The 22232-nt window shown below is 65.6% G+C and carries 20 protein-coding genes and 1 pseudogene; 7 read left to right on the forward strand and 14 right to left on the reverse strand.

Annotated elements, in window-relative coordinates; translation table 11 throughout:
• Positions 1-28 precede the first annotated feature (28 nt).
• Positions 29-1459: a phospholipid carrier-dependent glycosyltransferase gene (locus ACRQ5Q_RS32920; RefSeq protein ID WP_439394073.1), complete on the reverse strand. Its 1431-nt coding sequence runs from the start codon at positions 1457-1459 to the stop codon at positions 29-31.
• 52 nt (positions 1460-1511) lie between these two features.
• Here ACRQ5Q_RS32920 and ACRQ5Q_RS32925 point away from each other — a divergent pair, with 52 nt between their 5' ends.
• Both ACRQ5Q_RS32925 and ACRQ5Q_RS32930 read left to right on the forward strand, forming a co-directional pair.
• Complete coding sequence (locus ACRQ5Q_RS32925) at positions 1512-2213, forward strand: FecR family protein (RefSeq protein WP_439394075.1); 702 nt, start codon at positions 1512-1514, stop codon at positions 2211-2213.
• 2 nt (positions 2214-2215) lie between these two features.
• A complete protein-coding gene (locus ACRQ5Q_RS32930) occupies positions 2216-3406 on the forward strand; it encodes a hypothetical protein (RefSeq protein WP_439394077.1) in 1191 nt (396 codons plus the stop codon).
• Between the two features lie 254 nt (positions 3407-3660).
• On the opposite strand, the gene ACRQ5Q_RS32935 is transcribed toward ACRQ5Q_RS32930, so the two are convergent.
• The 3 genes from ACRQ5Q_RS32935 to ACRQ5Q_RS32945 all read right to left on the reverse strand — a co-directional run bounded on the left by ACRQ5Q_RS32935 (position 3661) and on the right by ACRQ5Q_RS32945 (position 5263).
• Positions 3661-4149, reverse strand: coding sequence for a VOC family protein (locus ACRQ5Q_RS32935; RefSeq protein WP_439394079.1), 489 nt, complete (start codon positions 4147-4149; stop codon positions 3661-3663).
• A gap of 34 nt (positions 4150-4183) precedes the next feature.
• Entirely contained in the window at positions 4184-4612 is a 429-nt protein-coding gene (locus tag ACRQ5Q_RS32940) for a VOC family protein (RefSeq protein WP_439394080.1), read from the reverse strand.
• A 135-nt stretch (positions 4613-4747) separates the two neighbouring features.
• Positions 4748-5263 carry a cupin domain-containing protein gene (locus ACRQ5Q_RS32945; RefSeq protein ID WP_439373683.1) on the reverse strand — a complete coding sequence of 172 codons (516 nt, stop codon included), beginning with the start codon at positions 5261-5263 and terminating at the stop codon, positions 4748-4750.
• A 129-nt stretch (positions 5264-5392) separates the two neighbouring features.
• Between ACRQ5Q_RS32945 and ACRQ5Q_RS32950 the strand changes: the two genes are divergently transcribed.
• On the forward strand, positions 5393-5611 hold the full coding sequence (locus ACRQ5Q_RS32950; RefSeq protein WP_439373682.1) for a CsbD family protein: 219 nt from the start codon (positions 5393-5395) through the stop codon (positions 5609-5611).
• A gap of 55 nt (positions 5612-5666) precedes the next feature.
• Here ACRQ5Q_RS32950 and ACRQ5Q_RS32955 read toward each other — a convergent pair whose 3' ends face one another.
• The 5 genes from ACRQ5Q_RS32955 to ggt form a co-directional block, all read right to left on the reverse strand.
• Positions 5667-6131, reverse strand: a complete 465-nt coding sequence (locus tag ACRQ5Q_RS32955) for an FKBP-type peptidyl-prolyl cis-trans isomerase (protein ID WP_439394081.1) — start codon at positions 6129-6131, stop codon at positions 5667-5669.
• 61 nt (positions 6132-6192) lie between these two features.
• The gene (locus tag ACRQ5Q_RS32960) at positions 6193-8484 is read right to left on the reverse strand and encodes a xanthine dehydrogenase family protein molybdopterin-binding subunit (RefSeq protein WP_439394083.1); all 2292 of its coding nucleotides are present in this window, start codon (positions 8482-8484) and stop codon (positions 6193-6195) included.
• Between the two features lie 2 nt (positions 8485-8486).
• Positions 8487-9503: an FAD binding domain-containing protein gene (locus ACRQ5Q_RS32965; RefSeq protein ID WP_439394085.1), complete on the reverse strand. Its 1017-nt coding sequence runs from the start codon at positions 9501-9503 to the stop codon at positions 8487-8489.
• A gap of 4 nt (positions 9504-9507) precedes the next feature.
• On the reverse strand, positions 9508-10071 hold the full coding sequence (locus ACRQ5Q_RS32970; RefSeq protein ID WP_439399919.1) for a (2Fe-2S)-binding protein: 564 nt from the start codon (positions 10069-10071) through the stop codon (positions 9508-9510).
• A 221-nt stretch (positions 10072-10292) separates the two neighbouring features.
• Positions 10293-11879 carry a gamma-glutamyltransferase gene (ggt, locus tag ACRQ5Q_RS32975; RefSeq protein WP_439394087.1) on the reverse strand — a complete coding sequence of 529 codons (1587 nt, stop codon included), beginning with the start codon at positions 11877-11879 and terminating at the stop codon, positions 10293-10295.
• A gap of 205 nt (positions 11880-12084) precedes the next feature.
• Here ggt and trhO point away from each other — a divergent pair, with 205 nt between their 5' ends.
• The gene (gene trhO, locus ACRQ5Q_RS32980; protein ID WP_439394089.1) at positions 12085-12837 is read left to right on the forward strand and encodes an oxygen-dependent tRNA uridine(34) hydroxylase TrhO; all 753 of its coding nucleotides are present in this window, start codon (positions 12085-12087) and stop codon (positions 12835-12837) included.
• Between the two features lie 37 nt (positions 12838-12874).
• A complete protein-coding gene (locus ACRQ5Q_RS32985) occupies positions 12875-13045 on the forward strand; it encodes a SlyX family protein (RefSeq protein WP_439375514.1) in 171 nt (56 codons plus the stop codon).
• Between the two features lie 16 nt (positions 13046-13061).
• Here the strand turns inward: ACRQ5Q_RS32985 and ACRQ5Q_RS32990 are convergent, their stop codons facing one another.
• Both ACRQ5Q_RS32990 and ACRQ5Q_RS32995 read right to left on the reverse strand, forming a co-directional pair.
• Positions 13062-14963, reverse strand: a complete 1902-nt coding sequence (locus ACRQ5Q_RS32990; protein WP_439394091.1) for a sensor domain-containing diguanylate cyclase — start codon at positions 14961-14963, stop codon at positions 13062-13064.
• Between the two features lie 174 nt (positions 14964-15137).
• Complete coding sequence (locus tag ACRQ5Q_RS32995) at positions 15138-15353, reverse strand: hypothetical protein (RefSeq protein WP_439373675.1); 216 nt, start codon at positions 15351-15353, stop codon at positions 15138-15140.
• A 106-nt stretch (positions 15354-15459) separates the two neighbouring features.
• On the opposite strand from ACRQ5Q_RS32995, the gene hemE reads away from it, so the two are divergent.
• Positions 15460-16494 (forward strand): uroporphyrinogen decarboxylase, encoded by a 1035-nt coding sequence (gene hemE, locus ACRQ5Q_RS33000; RefSeq protein WP_439373674.1) that lies wholly within the window; start codon positions 15460-15462, stop codon positions 16492-16494.
• A gap of 490 nt (positions 16495-16984) precedes the next feature.
• Here the strand turns inward: hemE and hemC are convergent, their stop codons facing one another.
• The 3 genes and pseudogenes from hemC to ACRQ5Q_RS33015 all read right to left on the reverse strand — a co-directional run.
• Positions 16985-17965: a hydroxymethylbilane synthase gene (gene hemC, locus ACRQ5Q_RS33005; protein ID WP_439373673.1), complete on the reverse strand. Its 981-nt coding sequence runs from the start codon at positions 17963-17965 to the stop codon at positions 16985-16987.
• 25 nt (positions 17966-17990) lie between these two features.
• Positions 17991-19616, reverse strand: a complete 1626-nt coding sequence (locus ACRQ5Q_RS33010; RefSeq protein WP_439373672.1) for a GMC family oxidoreductase — start codon at positions 19614-19616, stop codon at positions 17991-17993.
• A gap of 53 nt (positions 19617-19669) precedes the next feature.
• Positions 19670-19930 (reverse strand): annotated as a pseudogene (locus tag ACRQ5Q_RS33015) (TetR/AcrR family transcriptional regulator); the annotation flags it as partial.
• A 233-nt stretch (positions 19931-20163) separates the two neighbouring features.
• Between ACRQ5Q_RS33015 and ACRQ5Q_RS33020 the strand changes: the two are divergent.
• The gene (locus tag ACRQ5Q_RS33020) at positions 20164-22125 is read left to right on the forward strand and encodes a putative bifunctional diguanylate cyclase/phosphodiesterase (RefSeq protein WP_439373671.1); all 1962 of its coding nucleotides are present in this window, start codon (positions 20164-20166) and stop codon (positions 22123-22125) included.
• Positions 22126-22232 lie beyond the last annotated feature (107 nt).

Genomic DNA, 22232 nt, shown 5'->3' on the forward strand with positions numbered 1-22232 from the left:
CGCGCGAACGGCAGGCGGCCTTCTGTCGTCAAATCCAGCTCTGGAACAGCATCAGGCGATTGAACGTCTGCATCGACGTGCCGACGAAGGCCGCCGAGACCGGCAGCATGACCGCAAAGCCGATCGCGGCGACGCCGACATAGGCCCACAGCAGCCAGCGCGGCATGCCGCGCCGGCGCAGGACGTAGACAAGTGCAAGCGACGCCGCGGTGGCGGCCGGCAGGTAGTAATAGACGAACCCCAGCGTGCGCGGCAGCAACGCCCAGGCAAGCCAGGGCCCGAAGTAGAACGCCGCGATCAGGAACGCATCCCACCGGCGCGCGACGATGAAATCGCGCAGCACGATCGCGAGCGCGGCCAGCGCCGGCCACGCCACCAGAGGATTGCCGAGGAAGACGATCGCGGAGACGTTGTCCTCCGCCGTCTTGTCGAACAGGAACCACACCGGACGCGTGAGCAGCGGCCAGGACGGCCACGAGCTCATATAGGTGTGACCGGCGATCGCGGTCGTGGTGTTGTCGGCAAAGATCCGGCGCTGCGCGTCGACCAGATCCGGCAGCGACACTCCATAGAGCGGAACGAAGCTGGCGAGATAGGTCATCGCCGGCAGCACGGCGAAGCAGAGGGCGACGTGGAGCGCGCTGAAGTCCGGCCAGAGGCCGGGCCGGTACCAATCGTCCGGACTTGCGTCGGCGAACAGCGTGCGCCAGCCCTGCATCAGGCGGATCACCGCGACGATGACGATGCAGACCCCGAGGGGAAACAGGCCGCTCCATTTGCAGGCTGCGGCAAGACCGAACAGCGCGCCCGCGACTGCGAACAGCCCATGCGGGCGCTCTCTGCGAAAGCCGTGCATGAAGGCGGCGGTCGCGAGCAGACCGAAGCCGAGCGCAAAGATGTCGAGCATCGCAATGCGCGCCTGCACGTAGAGCATCTGGTTGAAGGCCGCGATCAGCGCGGCGGCGATCGCGGGCCCCTGCGCGGTGAACAGCGCGAGGCCGCACAGATAGATCGCGACGACGGCGAGTGCGCCGAACAATGTCCCGGGATAGCGCCAGCCCAGCGCGTTGTCGCCGAAGGCCGCGATAGACGCCGCGATCAGCTCCTTGGCCAGCGGCGGATGCATCGGATTGAGCATCGGCTGCGACATCACCGGCGCCAGCATCTGGCGCGCCGCCGGGACGTAATGCACCTCGTCGAAGACGAACTTTTCCGGCGTGGTGAGTCCAATCAGCAATGCCAGATGCGCGATCAGGAAAATCGCGACAGCAATCACTGCGCTTCGCGACATCTTCGGAACCGCGGACAATTCGAGCGACTGTTGTGGGGATGGTTTGCGTGGCAAATTGGCTTCACCGCGGAGAAAAACAAAGACGGCACTTTTCATTGAACGCATTCTGCCGCAACTGTCACTAAGCATAGCGCACGTCCCGCGCCGCTTGTGATAATTCCGCCACATCAGAAGCGCGCGCGATCCGGTACGATCAGGGGACACATCGATCGGTTGCGAAATGAATTTGCGTTTCTGGTTTTTCCCGACGCTGCTCTCGGCCGCCCTGTGCGCGGCGCCGTGCGCGCAGGCACAGACGCGCGTCGGCGAAGCCGTCGTGATCCAGAACGAGGTGGTGCGGGTGGCCGCGACCACGACGCCGATCAGCATCGGCGACAGCATGCTGCGCGACGAGACCGTGCGTACCGGCGCCGACAGCGCGGCCCGCTTCGTCATGGCCGACAGCACCAATCTGTCGCTCGGGCCCAGCGCCACGCTGAAGCTCGACCGCACCGTCTTCAACGACGAGCACAGCTATCGCGACGTCGCGATCCGCATGACGACCGGCGCATTCCGCTTCGTCACCGGGCATTCGGAAAAGACCGCCTACAAGATCACGACGCCGCTCGCGACCATCGGCGTGCGCGGCACCACGCTCGACATCCTCTCCCAGCGCGGCCGCTCCGTCGTCGTGCTTCAGGACGGTGCCGCCAGCGTTTGCACGACGAACTTCCAATGCGTGCAGCTCACCCAGCCCGGGGACACCGCGATCATCACCTCAACCGGCGGCAAGGTCTCCATCAGCAAGACCAGCACGCCGCCCTGGACCTTCGCCGCCAACTGCGCCGCGAGCGCCGGGCTGTGCGCGGTCAACCAATATGCCGACGCCTCGCCGACCATCACGCCCGCCGTCCATGACGACGGCATCCTGTGCGGGCGCTGACGATGGCGAAGTTCGACATCAGGCGCCTCATCCTCGCCGCTGCACTGACCGCATCCGCCGCGTTTTCGCTTGTGGCGTTCAATGCGCGGCCGGCGGCGGCAGCCCGAGCTACTGAGTGCGAGTCTGAGTGCGGCGAGCCGCATCCCTACCCGTCGCCGACGTATTCGCCGACATCGACACCGACACCGACACCCACACCCACGCCCACGCCCACATCGACGCCGACACCTTCTCCCTCGCCGTCCCCGACCCCCTATCCGTCGCCCTCGCCGAGCCCGTCTCTACCGCCGGGCCCGAGCGGCGCGGACTCCAGCGGCAATTCGATCGGCGGCCTCGCGGGTCAGCGCTTCAACCAGATGATCACCAACCGGGTGCTCGGCACGGTGCTGCTTGGCGTCAACGAGCAGATCAACTGCAGCGACTGCATCAGCGCGTTCGGCTCGGCCGGCTCGTTCTCGGCCGGCATTCACGGCCGCAAGGAGCTGACCAACAATCTGTCGCTGCTCGCCGGCATCGCCTACACGCAATACAACGAAGGCGGCTACAAGATCACCAGCGCGCCGATCGGCGCCTTTGCGCTGCGCTACGATTTCACCGATTGGGGCTCCTCGCGCCCGTTCTTCGACGTCGGCACCATCCTGACGCCATGGGAGAAGGCGCGTTACACGCGCAGCTACGATACCAGCCTCGGCCCCGTGAGCGTCACGAGCTCGACCAACGCTTCGAACTACGCGGTCTACGGCCGCGCCGGCTGGATGAGCCGCGTGTCGCCGCGCGACGAGGTCGCAGCCTCGATCGAGCTCTGGCAGCTCTGGCAACGCGTCTCCCGCTATAAAGACAGTGCGGTGGCGTTCAACCCATTCGACGCCAGCATCGCTGATGGCACCGATCGCACCAGCCTCGTCAAGATCGGCGGCCAGTGGACGCATCTGTTCGCCAGCAACATCGAGACCAACATCAACGGTGGCTGGGTGCAGTCGTTCGCCAGCCATAGCGGCATCGTGGCCACGGTAACCGGCAACGGCACGGTGGTGCCGACGATGGGCAACCAGGGCTGGTTCGAATATGGCGGCCGCCTCGGCTTCCGCGTGCAGAAGGGCTGGATCGTGGACTTGTTCGCGAACGGCACGCTGGGCCCGCAGCCGGTCGGCAACACCATCCACGGCGGCGTGGGGCTGAGGATCAATTACTAGAGGCGAAATTTCGCCTCAAATTCCGCTGTCATACCCGGCTTGACCGGGCTTCCAGTACGCCGCAGCCGATCCGTTCAATCACTGCCGTCTCGGAGTACTGGATCGCCCGGTCAAGCCGGACGATGACACCGAGGGTGTGGCGAGAGTCCAGTAGCGCGGGCAAGGCGACAGCATGCCCACCAACTCTGCCGGTTGAGGCCAGACGGCGGGCACGGCGCTTCGCGCCATTGCCCCCTGACGAACCTGGGCTGACGTCACGCCGCCGACTTGCCCTCGAACGCGCGCCGCAACGCATCGACATCCAGCTTCACCATCTTCATCATGGCCTGCATCGCGCGCGCGGCGGCGGCCTTGTCGGGGCTGGTGAGAAACTCGAACATCACCTGCGGCACCACCTGCCAGGCCACGCCCCAGCGATCCCTGAGCCAGCCGCACTGCTCCTCCTTGCCGCCATGGGCGAGGAACGCATTCCAGACACTGTCGACCTGGGCCTGGTCGTCGCAATGGATCATCAGCGAGATCGCGTGGGTGTATTCCATCTTCATGCCGCCGTTGAGCGCGACCAGGGGCTGCCCGGCCACCGTGAACTCGACCACGAGCACGGAGCCGGCCTTGCCGGACGGGCCGTCCGAAACATTGCGCTGAACGTGCGTGATCTCGGAATTCGGCACCAGCGAGGTGTAGAACTTCGCTGCTTCCTCGGCATCGCCGTTGAACCACATGCAGGGCACGAGCTTGGGCATCTTGAATGCTCCTCTTCAACTGGCTGGGTTTCGATCAGGCGCTCGCCATGTCGGACTTCGCGGCGAAGGCCGCGAGGTCCATCCAGTTCACACCCCACATGTGGCCATCCGGATCCTCGAAGCTGCGGCCGTACATGAAGCTGTATTCGTCCTTCGGGCTGGGATCGGCCACCCCGCCTGCAGCCGCGGCCCTGGCGACGATATCGTCGACCTCGCTCCGGCTGTCGGCCGACAGGCAGAACAGCGCCTGGTTCGAGGTCTTCGCGTCCGCGATCGGCTTCGGCGTGAATTGACGGAATTTGTCGTGGGTCGTCAGCATGACGAAGATGGTCTCGGAAAAGACCATGCAGCTCGCCGTCTCGTCGCTGAATTGCGGGTTCCTGGTCGCGCCGACCGCCCCGTAGAAGGCAGTGGCGCGCTTGAGGTCGGTCACCGGCAAATTGACGAAAATCATCCTGGGCATCGGAAGCTCCTTGGGCGGGGGTTCCGACCAAGGACGGACGGGCCGACGGCCGCCCGACACGGCTTCCCGGATATTTTTTTAAGGCCCCACCTGCGGGGTTCTGTCGCACAGAGCCGGCAGGCTTCCAGGCCGGCCTTACCTCTTCTCGTTCGGATCCCGGTGCACGGGGTCGATCCACAGCACGGTCTCGGGCTTCTCGACCGGCTCGATGTCGAGGTTGATCGCCACCGCCTCGCCGTCGCTGCGCACCAGCACGCATTCCAGCACCTCGTCCGGGCTGGCGTTGATCTCCTGGTGCGGCACGTAAGGGGGCACGAAAATGAAATCGCCGGGGCCGGCCTCCGCGGTGAATTGCAGCTTCTCGCCCCAGCGCATCCGCGCCTTGCCCTTCACGACGTAGATGACGCTCTCGAGATGACCGTGGTGATGCGCTCCGGTCTTGGCGTCGGGCTTGATGCTGACGGTGCCCGCCCACAATTTCTGTGCGCCGACGCGCGCGAAATTGATCGCGGCCGCACGGTCCATGCCGGCCGTGGACGGCACGTTGGTATCGAGCTGGTTGCCGGGAATGACGCGCACGCCGTCATGTTTCCAGCGATCGTCGTGATGATCGTGGTCATGGTGGGAATGTGAATGGTCATGGCCGGTCATTGGTCTTGCTTTCTGTTGGTTCCTTGCGCGGCAAACTAACCCAAAGCCGCATCCGCAAGCCATACCAAAATCGGAACTCTCGTAGCCGCCTGACGTTGTTCTCGCACGCAAAATCGAAGGAGAATTTTCATGGGTAGCACGACCGACAAGATCAAAGGCACGGCCAACGAGGCGATCGGCAAAGCCAAGCAGGGTATCGGTGAAGCCACCGGTTCCGAGCGCATGAAGGGCGAGGGCGCGGTCCAGGAAGTCAAGGGCAAGGGCCAGCAGGCCATGGGCGATGCCAAGGATGCCGCGAAGGACGCGGTCGATCGCGCCGCAGCCGCGGCACGCCGCGCGGCGGAATGACGCGCGTAGAACTGCAAACGAAAAGACCGGCCGAGAGGCCGGTCTTTTTTTGCCGTCACTTCACCGCGAGCAATTCCACGTCGAACATCAGCGTTGCGTTCGGCGGGATTACGCCGCCGGCGCCGCGCGCTCCGTAGCCGAGCTGCGGCGGAATGATCAGCGTGCGCTTGCCGCCGACCTTCATCGAGGCGACGCCCTCGTCCCAGCCCGCGATCACACGGCCCTTGCCGATCGGAAACTCGAACGGCTCCTTGCGATCGACGGACGAGTCGAATTTCTTGCCCTTCTGGCCGTTCTCATAGAGCCAGCCGGTATAATGCATCACGCAGATCTGGCCGGGCTGCGGCGAGGCGCCGGTGCCGGCGGCGGTGTCGATGATCTGCAAGCCTGAAGCTGTGGTCATGGTCTTTCCTGCGGTCTGGGCCGAGGCCGTGGTGGAAACGAAATCGGACACGCTGGCGGTCACGGTGATCGCGAGTGCCGACATGATAACGAGGAGCACGCGCTGGAAACGCTGCATTAGACACCTTCCATTTGAGGCGGGAGGTGTCTAGCCCAATGCCATCGCCGTTTCCACCCCTTTAGACCTCGATATTTTCCAGCCGGACCGGCAGCTTGCGGATGCGCTGACCGGTAGCGTGATAAAGCGCATTGCAGATCGCGGCATTGGTGCCGACATTGGCGAGCTCGCCGAGGCCCTTCGCACCCGCGGGATTGATGTGATCGTCCTGCTCGGAGAGCAGGATCACCTCGACGCCGGGGACGTCCGCACTCACCGGCACGAGATAATCGGCAAGATTATCGTTGACGTAGCGCGCATTGCGCTCGTCGATCTCGGTGGCCTCCAGCAGCGCCGAGGACATGCCCCAGATCAGGCCGCCCATCAGCTGGCTGCGGGCCGTGCGCGGGTTCATGATCCGCCCGGCCGCGAACGCGCCGACCAGACGGGGACAACGGATCTCGTGCGTGAAGCGGTTGACCCTGACCTCGACGAATTCGGCACCGAATGCGTAGGCGATCTTGTCCTTCATTTGGTGACCGCCGACCAGCCGTACGTGCCCGCTGTGCATGGCCCGGAACGAGTCGAGCGGCGCGCCCTCCGGCTTCCACTCGCCATACTCCTCGACCACGCTGACGCCGAGCGCCTCGAAGGCCTTCTCGATATCGAGCGGACGATCGCTCTTCGCGGCCTGCGTGCTCGGCGCCTGGCTGATGCCAACGGTCTCCTTGGCCTTGTCCGTGAGGCTGTCGCTCGGCATCACCGCCTTGAACAGCCGCTGGCGAATCTGGTCGCACACCATCATCACCGCCGAGCAGGTGCTGGCGGTCGAGTTAGAACCGCCCGCGACCGGGGCCGGCGGCAGATCGCTGTCGCCGATGAAAACTGCAACCTTCTCCAGGGGCACGCCGAGCCGCTCGGCCGCGGTCTGCGCGATGACCGTATAGGCGCCGGTGCCGATCTCATGGCCGGCGATCTCGACGCGGGTGCGACCGTCGCGCTGGAGGCGCACACGGGCGGCGGCCGGACCCATCTGGGTCGGATAGCAGGTGGCCGCGCAGCCATAGCCGATCAGCCAGTCGCCCTCCGCCATCGACTTCGGCCGCGGCGATCGCTGCGCCCAGCCAAAGGCTTTGGCCGCTTGGTCGAAGCATGCCATCAGCGATCGCGACGTATAGGGCTTGCCGCCGATCGGCTCATTGGTGGTGTCGTTGATGCGGCGGAGCTCGACCGGATCCATGTCGAGCTTCTCGGCGAGCTCGTCCATCGCGCTCTCCAGCGCGAACAGATACGGCACCTCGGGCGGCGAGCGCATGAACCCCGGCGTGTTGCGGTCGGCGCGCACGATCGACACCAGGCTGTCGACATTCGGGCAGGCATAGAGCCGTGTCGTGGTCTTGGTGCCGCCGACGCAATACGCGTCCGGCCGCGAGGAGACCTCGGCGCCCTCGTGCCTGAGCGCCACCAGCCTGCCCTCGCGGCTGGCACCGAGCTTGATCTCGTGGCGGGTCTCGGCGCGGTAGGTCGTGATGGTGAAGCCCTGGTCGCGGGTCGGGACCAGCTTGATCGGCCGGTTCAGACGCCTGGCGATGCTGGCAATGATCGCGGTGCGCGGCGTCATCGAGCCGCGCGAGCCGAAGCCGCCGCCGACGTAAGGGTTGACCACGCGCACCTTGTCGGCGTCGATGCCGAGCTGCTCGGCGACGCCGTTCTTGAGGCCATAGACGTACTGGCTGGGCTCGTAGATGACGAGATCGTCGCCGATCCAGGCGCAGCTCGTCGTGAACAGCTCCATCGGATTGTGGTGCTGCGTCGGCGTCTCGTAGGCGGCGGTGAGCTGTATCTCGGCTGTCTCGAACGCGTTCGCGAGGTCGCCGACCTTCGGGTCCTCCTTGAACTGCGAATTTTGCCCCTTCGCGGCGGCTGTCGTCGTGCCCGGCGAGTCGAAGGTCGCGCTGGGCGTAGCGACCGTATAGCTGACCTTGACGCGGTTGGCCGCCTCGCGCGCGGCCTCGTAGCTTTCGGCGATGACGACTGCGATGATCTGGCCGTCATGGGCGATCTCGGGCGACTTCAGCGGCTGGATCGTGGTCCCGGCATAGCCGCCATTGCTGAACAGTTTTGATTCCTTCAGCTTTGGCGCATTCTCGTGCGTGACGATGTCGATCACGCCGCGAACGGCCCTGGCGTCGTCGAGATCGAAACTGTCGATGCGGCCCTTTGCGATGGCGCTGGTGACAAGGAAGGCATAGGCCGGATTGGCCAGCGGCATGTCGGACGCGTAGGTCGCTCGCCCCGTGACCTTCGAGTGCGCGTCATAACGTGGCACGGGCTGGCCCATGTTCGCCTTCGGCTCGGGAGCAGCAGCTGTCATGGTCAGATCTCCATCGTTACGGCCTGCTGGAGCGCGCGTGCCACCACGCGCTTGCCGAGCGCGATCTTGAAGCTGTTGTGCCGGCGGCCGCGCGCGTCTGCAAAGGCGGCATCGGCAGCACGCTGCGCCAGGCCGTCATCGAACCTCTGCCCCTTCAGCAGCGCCTCCGCCTCGCGGGCGCGCCAGGGGACCGTGGCGACGCCGCCGAGCGCGACACGCGCGTCCCGGATCGCGCCATCCTGCACGTCGAGCGCGATCGCAGCGGACGACAGCGCGAATTCGTAGGACTGCCGGTCCCGCGCCTTGAGGTAGACCGAGCGCGGCCAGCGGCCGGAGACAGTAAAGGCCGAGATCAGCTCGCCGGGCTGCAGCGTGGTCTCGATGTCTGGCGAATTGCCGGGGGCCTTGTGCAGCTCCGCGAAGGGCATGCTGCGGCTGCCGGACTTTCCCGTGATCTCGACCGTCGCATCCAGCGCGATCAGGGCCTGGGCGAAATCGCCCGGATAGGTCGCGATGCACTGGTCGGAGACGCCGAGCACCGCATGCATCCGGTTGATGCCGTCCATCGCCGCGCAGCCGGAGCCCGGATTGCGCTTGTTGCAGTTCTCGTAGGAGACGTCGCGGAAATAGCTGCAGCGCGTCCGCTGCATCACATTGCCGCCGAGCGTTGCCATGTTGCGCAGTTGGGCGCTGGCGGCGAGCTTCAGCGAATCGGCGATCACGGGATAGTTGCGCTGGATTTCGTCATGCGCTGCGACGTCGGACATCTTCGCGAGCGCGCCGAGCCGCAGATTCTCGCTATCAGGCTGGATCGCCGACCAGTCTCGCGCGAGCGGATTGATGTCGACGATCGCGGTCGGCCGCATCACGTCGAGCTTCATCAGGTCGATCAGCGTGGTGCCGCCGGCGAGCGGCTGCGCCGCCGCCTGTGTCAGCGGATTGTTGGCCGGTGCAGCGGCGCTGAGCGCCTGCACCGCCATGTCGGGGTCCGTCGCCCTCTGATACAGGAAGGGTCGCATGCGCTTAGCCTTTCAAGATCTCGGGCGCAGCCTGCTTCACGGCCGCGACGATGTTGGGATAGGCGGCGCAGCGGCAGATGTTCCCGCTCATGTATTCGCGGATGTCGGCCTCGGAGCCGGCATGACCTTCCTTGACGCAGGCAATCGCCGACATGATCTGGCCGGGCGTGCAATAGCCGCATTGGAACGCGTCGTTGTCGACGAAGGCCTGCTGCATCGGATGCAGGCGATCATCTGTGGCGAGACCTTCGATCGTCGTGATCTCCTGCCCTTCGGCTGCAAGCGCCAGCGTCAGGCACGACACCACGCGGCGGTCACCGATCAGCACCGTGCATGCGCCGCACTGACCGTGATCGCAGCCCTTCTTGCTGCCGGTGAGGCCCATGTGCTCGCGCAGCGCATCGAGCACGGTCGTGCGCGCATCGATGCGCAGGCGCCGATCCTTGCCGTTCACATTGAGCGTGACTTCGACCGGCGCCGATGGATCCTGCGCGGCTGGTGCGCGTGGGTCCTGCGAGGCCGCACGCGCAGTAATCGGAACAAGCGCACTGCCGGCAGCGCCGGCCATGAAGGCGCGTCGGTCGAAGCCGGATGGTTTGGAACTCGGATTGTCGGGCATGAACGGCCTCCGCCGCTTTCGGATCAAGCAGCGCGCACCTGCGCTGCTCCGCCCTTAACTTGAAGCGATGAGTCCCGTTCCGAACGAGAACGGGCGGCGCAGCAGATGCCGCGCCGCCCTCCGTCAACTTTTCCTGATCGCCTGCAAGGAACCTGTCTCGCGGCCGGCAATCAATAGCCGAGCGCGCAGCCGTCCTTGCGCGGATCCGAGCCGCCGGTGAGCGTGCCCCTGTCCCAGTCGATCCAGATCGCCTGGGCGCCGCCGAGCGGGCCGACCACGCTGGTGGTCTTGTGGCCGAGCTTCTTCAGGCCCTCGACGATGTCGGCGGGAACGCTGTCCTCGAGCTGGTACTGGCCCTCGTAGTGCAGGCCGCGCGGCATGTCGATCGCCTCCTGCACGTCGCAGCCATAATCGAGGATGTTGGTCAGCAGATGAGTCTGACCAGTTGGCTGGTACTGGCCGCCCATCACCGCGAACGACATCGTGGAACGGCCGCCCTTGGTGAGCAGGCCCGGCATGATCGTGTGCAACGGGCGCTTGCCTCCTTCGATGCAGTTGGGGTGGCCCGGCTGGATGCGGAAGCCGCCGGCGCGGTTCTGGAACAAGACGCCGGTCTTGTTGGAGACGATCGCCGAGCCGAAGGAGTGCGCGACCGAGTTGATGAACGAGCAGACGTTGCGGTCCTTGTCCACCACGGTGATGTAGATGGTCGAGGGGTTCATCGGCGGCGCGACATTGGGCAGGTCGAGCATGCCGTCCATGCGGATCTTGCTGATGTACTCGTCGGCAAAGCCCTTCTCGAGCATCTCGGCGACGTTGATCTTCATGTGCGCAGGCGAGGCGACATGCATCTCGCGATTCATGTAGGCGATGCGCGCGGCTTCCGCCTCGAGATGGAAGCGCTCGACGCTGACGGGCGCGTATTTGGTCAGGTCAAAGCGCGACAGGATGTTGAGCATCAGGAGCGCCGTGACGCCCGGGCCGTTCGGCGGGCACTGCCAGACGTCGTAGCCCTTGTACGTGGTGCCGATCGGCGTGGTCACTTCGGTCGTGTGCGCGGCGAAGTCGTCGAGCGTGTGCAGGCCGCCGATGCCGCGCAGGGTCTCGACCATGTCCTCCGCGATCGCCCCCTTGTAGAAGGCGTCGCGGCCATCCTTGGCGATCGCGCGCAGCGTCTTGCCGAGCTCGGCCTGGCGGATGATATCGCCGGCCACCGGCGGCTTGCCACCCGGCAGCAGGTAGCGCACGGTGTTGGTGCCATTCTTCAGCTTCTCGAACTGGTTCTTCCAGTCGAAGGCGATGCGGGGGGCGACGACATAACCCTCCTCGGCCGCCTTGATCGCGGGCTGCAGCAGGCGGTCGAAGCCGAACGTGCCGTGGTCGCGCAGCACGGTCGCGAAGGCATCGATCACGCCGGGGATCGAGACCGCATGCGCCGAGGTCAGCGGAACGGAATTGATCTTGCGCTCGAGATACCAGTCGGCATTCGCCGCCTTCGGGGCGCGACCGGAGCCGTTATAGGCGATGATCTTGCCTTCGCCGCGCGCCTGGATCAGCGCAAAGCAGTCGCCGCCGATGCCGGTCGATTGCGGTTCGATCACGCCGAGCAGGGCCGAGCCCGCGACCGCCGCGTCCACCGCCGTGCCGCCCTCGCGCAGCACCTCGATCGCGGCCAGCGAGGCCTGCGGATGCGAGGTCGCGACCATCGCGTTGGTGGCGTGGACCGTGGACCTGCCGGGGAAATGGAAATTTCTCATCGAATTCTTGCTCTCGTTAGGCTTTCTTGCCCGTGGATGCGCGCCTCGCGCCCTCTCGGAAAACCGGGTCTACATGACACATTCCGGCCGGTCCGGGCAATGCTGGCATACCAGGGAAATGGCTGCCATCCGCTGGGCGTATGGACGGGAATTACCTTCGGCCATGCGGGTTTTCTGAGCGCTGGTCGCCTGCTAAACGGGCGGCATGACTTACAAGGTCTGCGCCTTCTATCAATTCGCTGCCCTGCCAGATTACCGCGAGCTGCGCGAGCCACTGCGCGCGTTCTGCGCCGGTCTTGCGCTGAAGGGCAGCGTGCTGCTGGCGGGCGAGGGCATCAACGGCACCATCGCGGGCGCCCCCGAGGCGATCGACGCGTTCGCCCACGAGCTCGCACACGGCGTCCTGTTCGGCGGCCGGCTGAACAATCTCGAATTGAAGTTCTCGACGGCGGCGAGGATGCCGTTCGGCCGGCTCAAGGTGCGGCTGAAGAAGGAGATCGTCACGCTGGGCGATGCGGCCGCCGATCCGACGCGCCGAGTCGGCACCTATGTCGACGCGCACGAATGGAACGCGCTGATCGCGGCCCCCGAAACGCTGTTGTTAGATACCCGCAACGCCTTCGAAGTGGCGATGGGAACGTTCGAGGGCGCGGTCGATCCCGACATCAAGAGCTTCGGCCAATTCAAGGAGTTTGCCACGCAGAAGCTCGATCCAGCAAAACACCGTAGGATCGCGATGTTCTGCACCGGCGGCATCCGCTGCGAGAAGGCCAGCGCCCACCTGCTCGCGCGGGGCTTTGCCGAGGTCTATCATCTGAAGGGCGGCATCCTGAAATATCTGGAGGTGGTGCCGGAAGCGCAGAGCCGCTGGCGCGGCGAATGCTTTGTGTTCGACGAGCGCGTTGCGCTTGGCCATGGCTTGCGGGAACGGGACAAGGACGCGGCACGTGACGAATGAGATCAGGACGCTGAGCGAGCGCATCGACACGCTGGAGATGCGCATTGCCTATCAGGACGAAACCATCGAGACGCTGAACCAGACCATCACCGCGCAGTGGAAGCAGATCGACATGCTGACGCGGAGGATCGCAGAGCTCGGCGAGCGACTGCAGGAGGCCGAGGCCCATGCGCCGGGCCCTGCCAACGAGCGCCCGCCGCATTATTGAGCGACATTGACGGCTCTTACTGGCCTGACGCCTTCGGCAGCAGGGTCATGACCTCGCCCGACATCATCAGGCGGTCGCGGCCGGCATCCTTGGCGGCGTAGAGCGCGCGATCGGCGGCCTCCACCAGCGAAGCGATCCCTGCGGTTCGCTCGAACGCGGGGCGGCAGGCCGCGCCGCCGAGCGATGCGCTCACGCGTCCCGAAATCGGGCTCGAGGCATGGACGAGCCCTTCCCGGTGAATGGCTTCGCGGATCCGTTCACCGATCCGGGCGCAGCCCGCGGCATCGGTGTTCGGCAGCAGCATGGCGAATTCCTCGCCGCCGTAGCGCGCCGCCAGATCACCGGCGCGCTGCATCGCGGCCGCGAGAATCCCGGCAATCACGCGCAGGCAGGCGTCGCCTGCGGGATGGCCGTATTCGTCGTTGTACGCCTTGAAGTGGTCGACGTCGATCATCAGCAAAGCGAGGCTGGAGCGGTCGCGATAGGCCCGCGCCCACTCGTCCTTCAGACGCTCGTCGAAGCGGCGACGGTTGGCAAGTCCGGTGAGGCTGTCCTCGGTCGCGAGCGTCTCGAGCCTGGTCTCCAGCGTCTTCTGCTCGGTGATGTCGCGCGAGATCGCGACCACCCCGTCGACACGGCCGTCGTCCTTGAGCGTGACCCGCATCGTCGATTCGAGCCAGACCTCACCTTTCTGCCGGTGCGAGTTGCGGTAGGTGACGCGCGCCTCCTCCTCCTCGCCGCGCTTCATGGCGTCGACGAGGGCCTGGACCTGCGGCAAGTCGTCGGCATGAATGCCGGCGAGCGCGGGCGTTCCGATCAGTTGATTGGCGCGCCAGCCGATGACGCGGACGGACGACGGCGAGACATAGCGCAGCCGCTCGTCGAGTCCAATCCGGGTCACCATGTCGCTGGATCCCTCGGCGAGCAGGCGAAAATGCGCTTCCTTCTCGACCAGCGCCGCCGCCATGCGCTGCCCACGCTGCAACTGGCGCACCAGCACCGCGCCGATGATCGCGATCAGCATGACAAGCGCAAGCACGTGGAGCATGCGGGAAACCGCGGCCGCGCGCCAGGGTGCCAGCAGTGCGTCCTTGTCGACGGTGGCGAGCAGGAAGAACGGATAGCGACCCGAGCGCTTGAAGAAGCTGAGGCGTTCGGCGCCGTCGAGCGGCGACTTGAAGTGATAGACGCCGCTGGGCCGTTGCAGGCTCGGGTTGCGAAACAGCGGCTTGTCGGCGACGCTGCGTCCGACGAATTTTTCGTTGCTCGGGTAGCGTGCGACGATCAGGCCGTCGCCATGTGTCAGCGCGACGGAGCTGTTGCGGCCGATCTCGAACTGCTCGTAGAAATGCGACAGATATCCGGAGCTGATGGTCGCGAGCACCACGCCGCCAAAGCTGCCGTCCGGCTTGTTGAAGCGGCGCGACAAAGTGACGACCCACTCGCCATCGATCAGGCTCTTCACGGGACGGCCGAGATGGGCCTCTCGTTTCGGGGAGAGCTGGTGATGGCGGAAGAATGCGTCGTCGCTGAGCGTCGAGCCGATCGTGCCGGGCGAGGTCAGCCAGTTGCCCTGGTCGTCGATGATGGCGAAGCTGTGCACGCGCTCCGTCGCCTTCTTGCGCACCTCCATCAGGTTTCTGAGCTTGGCGATCGTGGCGGGGTCGGTGCCGTCCATCTCCAGCCGGCTGACGACGCCGACGACGCCGGAATCGAGCAGATCGAGGCTGTCCTCGGCATGCTGCGTCAGCGAGCGCGCAACGTTCGCCATCTCGGTCTCGGCGCCCCTGAGCACCGCATCGCGCGCGGCCCATTCACGCCAGGCGCTGACGCCGAGGATGGTCGTGCAGGTCAGCACGACGAACGCCGCCGCACGCAGCGGCAGGCGGCTCCATCCGGCTCTTTGGGCAGCGCTCATGCGGCAGAGTTCTCCGATCGTTTCGGAAACTCTGCCGCTTCTCTTAGTGAACTCTGAAATCACTACCGCAATACGCGGTCATCTCCCCGCTTTCCAGTAGTCTTACGGACGACGGGATCAGCGCATCGCTAACAAGACCTTAGCAAGCCGATCGGAATCCGGCGTCCCACGCCGCTAGCTGAAGATCGCCTTAACCTTGTCCCAGAGCGAAGGCGCATCTGCCTCCGCATCGGCCTTCGACGGCGTCGGCTGGGCCGCGCTCACGGGATCGGAGGCGGGGAAGGTGTCTTTCAGGCCGGTATCGAGCTTGGCGTGACGATCCGCGGCAAGCGCCTCACGCAGATCGTCGGCATGCTTGTCGTGCGGGGCGGGATTGAATCTCTCGGCCATGATCTCCTCCTTTGGCTGGTCAACGCGACCCGATTGCGCTGGTTCCCCTGTTCCGCTGAGCGCCGGGGCGTTGTATCAGGAGCCATAACCTCGTTCAGGACCATTCGTGCCCCAGCCTGCAAAAAAGCCCTTCATCGACGTGCTCTCCGGCCAGCGCCAGCCCGTCCCGCCCATCTGGATGATGCGACAGGCCGGCCGCTACCTGCCGGAATATCGCGAGGTGCGCGCCAAGGCCGGCGGCTTCCTCGATCTCTGCTTCGACCCGGACCTTGCAGCCGAAGTCACGCTGCAGCCGATCCGGAGATTCGGCTTCGACGCGGCGATCATCTTCTCCGACATTCTCGTGATCCCCTATGCGCTCGGCCGCTCGGTGCGCTTCGAGGTCGGTGAAGGTCCACGGCTCGAGCCGCTGGATGATCCGGCGAAGGTCGCAACGCTGGCGCCGCACGCCGATCTCGGCAAGCTTCAACCGGTGTTCGAGGCGCTGAAGATCGTGCGCGGCGCACTCGATCCCAAGACCGCGCTGATCGGCTTCTGCGGCGCGCCGTGGACGGTGGCGACCTACGTGGTCGCAGGCCAAGGCACGCCGGACCAGGCACCCGCCCGGATGATGGCCTACCGGCATCCCGAGGCGTTTTCCAAGATCATCGACGTGCTGGTCGACAGCTCGATCGAGTATCTGCTGGCGCAGCTCGCCGCCGGCGCCGATGCCTTGCAGATCTTCGACACCTGGGCCGGCGTGCTGCCGCCGACCGAATTCGTGCGATGGTCGGTCGAGCCGACGCGGCGCATCGTGGAGGGCGTGCGCGCGAAGGTGCCGGACGCCAAGATCATCGGCTTTCCACGCGGAGCTGCCGCGCAATTGCCTGGCTACGTCGAGGCGACCGGCGTCAATGGCGTCAGCATCGACTGGACCGCGGAGCCGGCCTTCATCCGCGAGCGCGTGCAAAGCAGGGTCACCGTGCAGGGCAATCTGGACCCGCTGGTGCTGATCACCGGCGGCGCCGCGCTCGACCGCGCGGTCGACGACGTGCTGGCCAATTTCTCTGCCGGAAGGTTCATCTTCAATCTCGGTCACGGCATCCAACCGGAGACGCCGATCGCCCATGTCGAGCAGATGATCAGGCGGGTGCGGGGCTAGCGATCGGCATCTCGGTTTGCGGCCGTCCTTCGAGACGACCGCTTCCAGCGGTCTCCTCAGGATGAGGCCGGTGTTCGCGGTCTGCGCAACTCCTCATGGTGAGGAGCGCCGCGCCGGCGCGTCTCGAACCATGAGTTGAGGAAAAAGAAAGCCAGCAAACAAGAAGTGCGAAAACAACCCCATGCACAGTAGAGCGACCACGCCCGATCAACGACTTGGCATGCGCTGAAATCGGACGAGCCGGTCATCGCACCCGATCGCGCCGAGGTTTGACACGTCGGGCAAAACAGGAGCAGGATGGCATCATCGCGCCGCTGGCCGTCTTGCGAAAGGCCAGCGTGCTACCTGCTTCGCTGAAGCGGGTTAGACGACGGCTCCTCACCACACCCGTCATTGCGAGCGCAGCGAAGCAATCCAGAATCTTTCCGCGGTTGGCAGTCTGGATTGCTTCGCTGCGCTCGCAATGACGACGCCGATGGTGGAAAGCGCCTCAGCGCGGGCGGCTGCGCTCGATGATCTCCGCCGCGCCCTTCGCCAGCAGATCGAAACCCACTGCACGGCCGAGCTCGCGCGGGCGGTTGGCCGGGCCCGCGCGCGAGGCTTCGATGATGGTGTTGCCGGAGAGATCGAGCACGGATGCGGTGAGGGACATCTCATCGCCTGATATGGTCGAGAAACCCGCCACCGGCGAATTGCAGTGACCGTTGAGCACCCATAGCACCTCGCGCTCGGCATCGGCTGAGGCGTGCGCGGCGGGATCGTCGATCGATGACAGGATTTTTCGCGTCTGCCAGTCCTGCGCCGCGCATTCGACGGCAACGATGCCCTGCCCGGCCGCCGGCAGCATCTCCGCCGCGGTGAATTCGTAGGCGATGCGATCAGCCAGACCGACGCGGTCGAGGCCCGAGCGCGCCATGATCAACGCATCCGCCGGGCCCACCGCGCCGCCATCAGGCAGGCGCTGCTTCTCGCCATTGTCGAGTTTTCGCACGCGGGTGTCAGCGGCCCCACGGAAATGGATCACTTCGACATCGGGAAACAGGCGCCGCGCATAGGCGGCCCGGCGCACCGCATTGGTGCCGATCTTGAAACCCTTGCCGCGGGACTGGCGCAGCGCCTCCAGCGTCACGCCATCGCGCAGCACCAGCGCGTCGCCCGGCGGATCGCGCGACAGCGTGGCGCCGATGACGAGGCCGGGCGTGTCCTCGTTGCCCGGCATGTCCTTCAGCGAATGCATCGCCGCCTGCAGTTCGCCCGAGAGCACGGCGGCGCGAATCTGCGCCACGAAGGCACCGCCCTTGCCGCCATGCGGCAAGAGCTTGCTGGTCTGGTCGAGATCACCGGTGGTGTCGAACTTGACGATCTCGACGTCCAGATCCGGCACGGCGGCGGTCAGGCGGCGCGCGATCTCTTCCGTCTGTGCCAGCGCCATCGCGCTCTTGCGGGTGCCGATCTTCAGTCGCGTAGCCAAGTCCAAACCCTCTCGAGCGGCGTAGTTACCGTACATCCTCCAATATCATGTCGGAGGCCTTTTCGGCGATCATGATGATCGGCGCGTTGGTGTTCCCCGAGACGAGGTCCGGCATGATCGAGCCGTCGACGACGCGGAGGCCTTCGAGCCCCCTCACCTTCAGCCGCTGGTCCACCACCGCGAGCGCGTCGCTGCCCATACGACAGGTCGAGGTCGGATGATAGATGGTGCTGCCGCGCTCGCGGCAATAATCCAGGATCTCGGCATCCGTGGATACCTTCGCCCCGGGATCATACTCGCTGACCACGTACGGCTTGAGCGCCGGTGCATTCAATATCCTGCGCAGGATCTTGATGCCCTCGACGTTGGTGGTGCGGTCGGTCTCGGTCGACATGTAGTTGATGCGGATCTCCGGCGGCACGGTCGGGTCGGCGCTCTTGATGCGCAGGGAGCCGCGGCTTTCGGGACGAAGCTGGCAGATCGAGGCCGTGAAGCCGGAGAAATCGTGCAGCTTCTCGCCCATCTTGTCGGTCGAGAACGGCAGGAAGTGGACCTGGATGTCGGGCGAAGCGAGCCGCGGGCTGGTCTTGAAGAATGCACCCGCGGTACCGGCCGCAATCGTCAGCCAGCCCTTGCGGAACAGTGCATAGCGTGCGCCGGCCATGGTACGGCGGAGCGGATGATTGATGGTATCGTTCAGGGTGATCTTCTGCGAGCAGCGCATCACGATGCGAACCTGCATGTGGTCCTGGAGGTCGTGGCCGACACCTTGCGCATCGAGCACCACGTCGATGCCGTGCTTGCGCAGGAGATCGCCGGGACCGACGCCGGAGAGCTGCAGGAGCTGCGGCGAGTTGTAGGCGCCACTCGACAGCACGACCTCCCTCCGCGCCCGCGCGCGGCGCACGGTTGCGCCTTGCCGATACTCGATGCCGGCGGCGCGACGACCCTCGAACAGCACGCGCTGGCCGAGCGCCTCAGTCTCGATCTTGAGATTGCCCCGTTTCTTCGCCGGGCCGAGATAGGCGACCGACGTCGAGGCGCGGCGGCCATTGCGCGTCGTGGTCTGGAAGAGGCCGACGCCTTCCTGCGTGGCGCCGTTGAAGTCGGGATTGTAGGGCAGACCGGTCTCGACCGCGGCGTCGATGAAGGCTTTCGACAGCGGATCGGTCACGATCATGTTGGAGACCGGCAGCGGACCGCCCGTGCCATGATACTGATCCGCACCGCGCGCCTGGTTCTCGGCCTTCTTGAAGTAAGGCAGCACGTCGTCGTAACCCCAGCCGGTGTTGCCGAGCTGGCGCCAACGGTCGTAGTCCTCGTGCTGGCCGCGGACATAGAGCAGGCCGTTGATCGAGCTCGAGCCGCCCAGTGTCTTGCCGCGCGGCTGGAACACCTGGCGCCCCTTCAGCTCGGGCTCCGGCTCGGTCTGGTACATCCAGTTGACGGACTTCTCCTTGAACAGCTTGCCGTAGCCGAGCGGGACGTGGATCCAGATGTTGGAATCCCTCGGGCCCGCCTCGAGCAGGAGCACGCTGTGCTTGCCGCTCGCAGACAGGCGGTTGGCGAGCACGCAGCCGGCGGAGCCGGCGCCGACGATGATGTAGTCGAATTCGGGATCTGACGGCGTGAGGGAGGAATTTGCGTTCATGCGCTACTGTTCTTCTTGTTGGTGAGGGCGTTTCCGCTTCGTCACTAGCACAATCATGGCTTGACGCGCAGCGCCTCGACCAGCGACCTGAACGCACGGGCATATTCCGCGCCGGCCCTTGCGATATCCGGGCGGCCGGCGCAGGCGACCGCGGCCTCCGTCACCGCGCCGAGCAAAAGCCGCGCCAGCGGCTCGACCGGCTGCCGCGCGATCAGGCCGGCCTCCATCGCCGCGGAAAGCGCACGCGGCATCTTGCCACCGAAATGCTGCGCGTCGATCTCGCACCAGCGTTCCCAGCCAAGCACGGCGGGACCGGTGTCATCATCGCCCAGCATGACCGCGGAATTGGCGGCGAACATGTTCCTTGCGTTACATCCGTAACGGGGAGCGCCGCATTTGTATCGATTTGTTATCGATACCTTGCTTTGAACACGCAGAAGTGGTCACGAGCACCCCCGCCAGCGTGGATAATTCATAGTTCGTCAAAGGTTTGCGACGAATTCTCCGGGAACAAGCCGGACAAACAGCCGTGCTGCTAGGCTCTGAAATGCGGACTCAAATGACCAGCTATTTCGCGCGGCTGTTCGCCGGCGATCTGTCGGCGTTCGGCGGTCCCGCAGCGGACGAAGCCGTGGCGGGCCACATCCGCGCCGAACAGATGTCGCTGGTGCTGGGCTATTCGGTCGGCATCATGCTGGCCAACGCCTGCAATGCCATCGTGCTGGCCATCGCGCTGTGGACCTCGCCGGACCGGACATTCGCGCTGATCTGGGCGGGCACGGTCGCCGTCGCCGCGATCGCATTCGGCCTGCAATCCCACGGCGCCCGGCGCATCACCAAGCCGCAGTTCGTCTCGCAGCGCACCATGCATCGGCTGGTGCGCAACGCCTTTCTGCTCGGGGCTGCCTGGGGCATCGTCCCGGTCGCCTTCTTCGCCAACGCTTCGACCGGCGGCCAGCTCGTCATCACCTGCCTGTGCTCGGGAATGCTGGCCGGCGGCGCGCTCGCCTTCGCCACGATTCCGATCGCGGCCATCGCCTTCACGGCCCCGATCTTCGTCGGCATCGCCATCTGCCTCAGCAGGAACGGCGACCCCGCCTTCCTGCTGATTGCCTTCCTCGTCGTGGTCTATGGCAGCGTGCTGCTGCGCGGCGTGTTCGTCAATTCGTTCTCGTTCGCACGGCGCGTGATGCGGCAGATCGAGGCGGAGCGCACGGTGCGGCAGGACCCGCTGACGCAGCTGCCCAACCGCTTCGCCTTCAACGAGACGCTCGATGCCGCACTGAAGCGCCTCGCACTGTCCGGTGAGGAGTTCGCGGTGCTGCTGCTCGATCTCGATCGCTTCAAGGAGGTCAACGACAAATTGGGCCACCCCGCCGGCGACGAATTCCTGGTGCAGGTCGCAGGCCGCCTGCAGCGCTGCACCCGCGCGGCCGAGCATGTCGCTCGCATCGGCGGCGACGAGTTCGCGCTGGTGATGGCCAATCTGGCACGGCCCGAGGATGCGCTGGAGATCGCCGAGCGCTTCGTCGCGGCCTTCGACGAACCGTTCCAGATCGACGGCCGCCAGATCGTGGGCGCCACCAGCGTCGGCATCGTGCTGGCACCTCGCGACGGCAACATGGCACTCGACATCATGAAGAACGCCGACGCTGCGCTCTACCGCGCCAAGAAGGCGGGACCGGGCACCGTCTGCTTCTTCGAGCAGGCCGACGAAAGACTGTCCCGCGACCGCAAGGCGCTGCAAAGGGATCTGGAAGGCGCCATCGCGCGGGACGAGCTGTTCCTGGTGTTTCAGCCGTTCCTCGATCTCGGCAGCAACAGCATCACCGGCTTCGAGGCGCTGCTGCGCTGGCAGCATCCCTCGCGCGGGCTGGTGCCGCCGAGCGAGTTCATCGCCATTGCCGAGGAGACCGGCCTGATCCACGAGATCGGCGAATGGGTGATCCGGCGCGCCTGCGCGACGCTTTCGGACTGGCCCGAGGACATCAGGGTCGCCGTGAATTTCTCCGCGGCACAGTTTCACAACACGACCATCCTCCAGACCATCGTGCGGGCCCTCGCCGATGCGAAGGTCTCGCCCAACCGGTTCGAGATCGAGATCACGGAATCGATGCTGCTGTCGAAATACGGCTCGGCCGCCTCGATCCTGAACGCGCTGCTGCAACTCGGCGTCACCGTCGCGCTGGACGATTTCGGCACCGGCTTCTCGTCGCTGACCTACCTGCGCAAGCTGCCGTTCAGCCGCATCAAGGTCGACCAGTCCTTCATCCGCGACATGCTGGTGCAGCCGGACTGCGCCGCCATCGTGAAGTCGGTGATCTCGCTGGCGCGGGATCTCAACATCGCCGTGGTCGCCGAAGGCGTCGAGACCGTCGACCAGCTCGAATATTTGCGCCAGATCAGCTGCGACGAGGTGCAGGGTTATCTGATCAGCCGGCCGGTGTCGGCCGATCGCGTGCTGGCGCTGCTGAATACGAAGAAGTACCGGGCGATCTACGCGGCGTAGGGCCTGAGTGCCGACCACGAGGACGGTGGGCTCCCTCTCCCGGTTACGGGAGAGGGTCTCTCCGCAACGGGGGCAATCCCCCAGAGGAGAGAGCCCTCACCGGCCGT

It is taken from the genome of Bradyrhizobium sp. PMVTL-01 (assembly GCF_051861855.1).
GTDB lineage: Bacteria > Pseudomonadota > Alphaproteobacteria > Rhizobiales > Xanthobacteraceae > Bradyrhizobium.

Bases quoted from the DNA above. Each gene is read 5' to 3' on its own strand.
- ACRQ5Q_RS32920 (WP_439394073.1), bottom strand. From the start codon at position 1,459: ATGTGGCGGAATTATCACAAGCGGCGCGGGACGTGCGCTATGCTTAGT.
- ACRQ5Q_RS32925 (WP_439394075.1), top strand. From the start codon at position 1,512: ATGAATTTGCGTTTCTGGTTTTTCCCGACGCTGCTCTCGGCCGCCCTG.
- ACRQ5Q_RS32930 (WP_439394077.1), top strand. From the start codon at position 2,216: ATGGCGAAGTTCGACATCAGGCGCCTCATCCTCGCCGCTGCACTGACC.
- ACRQ5Q_RS32935 (WP_439394079.1), bottom strand. From the start codon at position 4,149: ATGCCCAAGCTCGTGCCCTGCATGTGGTTCAACGGCGATGCCGAGGAA.
- ACRQ5Q_RS32940 (WP_439394080.1), bottom strand. From the start codon at position 4,612: ATGCCCAGGATGATTTTCGTCAATTTGCCGGTGACCGACCTCAAGCGC.
- ACRQ5Q_RS32945 (WP_439373683.1), bottom strand. From the start codon at position 5,263: ATGACCGGCCATGACCATTCACATTCCCACCATGACCACGATCATCAC.
- ACRQ5Q_RS32950 (WP_439373682.1), top strand. From the start codon at position 5,393: ATGGGTAGCACGACCGACAAGATCAAAGGCACGGCCAACGAGGCGATC.
- ACRQ5Q_RS32955 (WP_439394081.1), bottom strand. From the start codon at position 6,131: ATGCAGCGTTTCCAGCGCGTGCTCCTCGTTATCATGTCGGCACTCGCG.
- ACRQ5Q_RS32960 (WP_439394083.1), bottom strand. From the start codon at position 8,484: ATGACAGCTGCTGCTCCCGAGCCGAAGGCGAACATGGGCCAGCCCGTG.
- ACRQ5Q_RS32965 (WP_439394085.1), bottom strand. From the start codon at position 9,503: ATGCGACCCTTCCTGTATCAGAGGGCGACGGACCCCGACATGGCGGTG.
- ACRQ5Q_RS32970 (WP_439399919.1), bottom strand. From the start codon at position 10,071: ATGGCCGGCGCTGCCGGCAGTGCGCTTGTTCCGATTACTGCGCGTGCG.
- ggt (WP_439394087.1), bottom strand. From the start codon at position 11,879: ATGAGAAATTTCCATTTCCCCGGCAGGTCCACGGTCCACGCCACCAAC.
- trhO (WP_439394089.1), top strand. From the start codon at position 12,085: ATGACTTACAAGGTCTGCGCCTTCTATCAATTCGCTGCCCTGCCAGAT.
- ACRQ5Q_RS32985 (WP_439375514.1), top strand. From the start codon at position 12,875: ATGCGCATTGCCTATCAGGACGAAACCATCGAGACGCTGAACCAGACC.
- ACRQ5Q_RS32990 (WP_439394091.1), bottom strand. From the start codon at position 14,963: ATGAGCGCTGCCCAAAGAGCCGGATGGAGCCGCCTGCCGCTGCGTGCG.
- ACRQ5Q_RS32995 (WP_439373675.1), bottom strand. From the start codon at position 15,353: ATGGCCGAGAGATTCAATCCCGCCCCGCACGACAAGCATGCCGACGAT.
- ACRQ5Q_RS33010 (WP_439373672.1), bottom strand. From the start codon at position 19,616: ATGAACGCAAATTCCTCCCTCACGCCGTCAGATCCCGAATTCGACTAC.
- ACRQ5Q_RS33020 (WP_439373671.1), top strand. From the start codon at position 20,164: ATGCGGACTCAAATGACCAGCTATTTCGCGCGGCTGTTCGCCGGCGAT.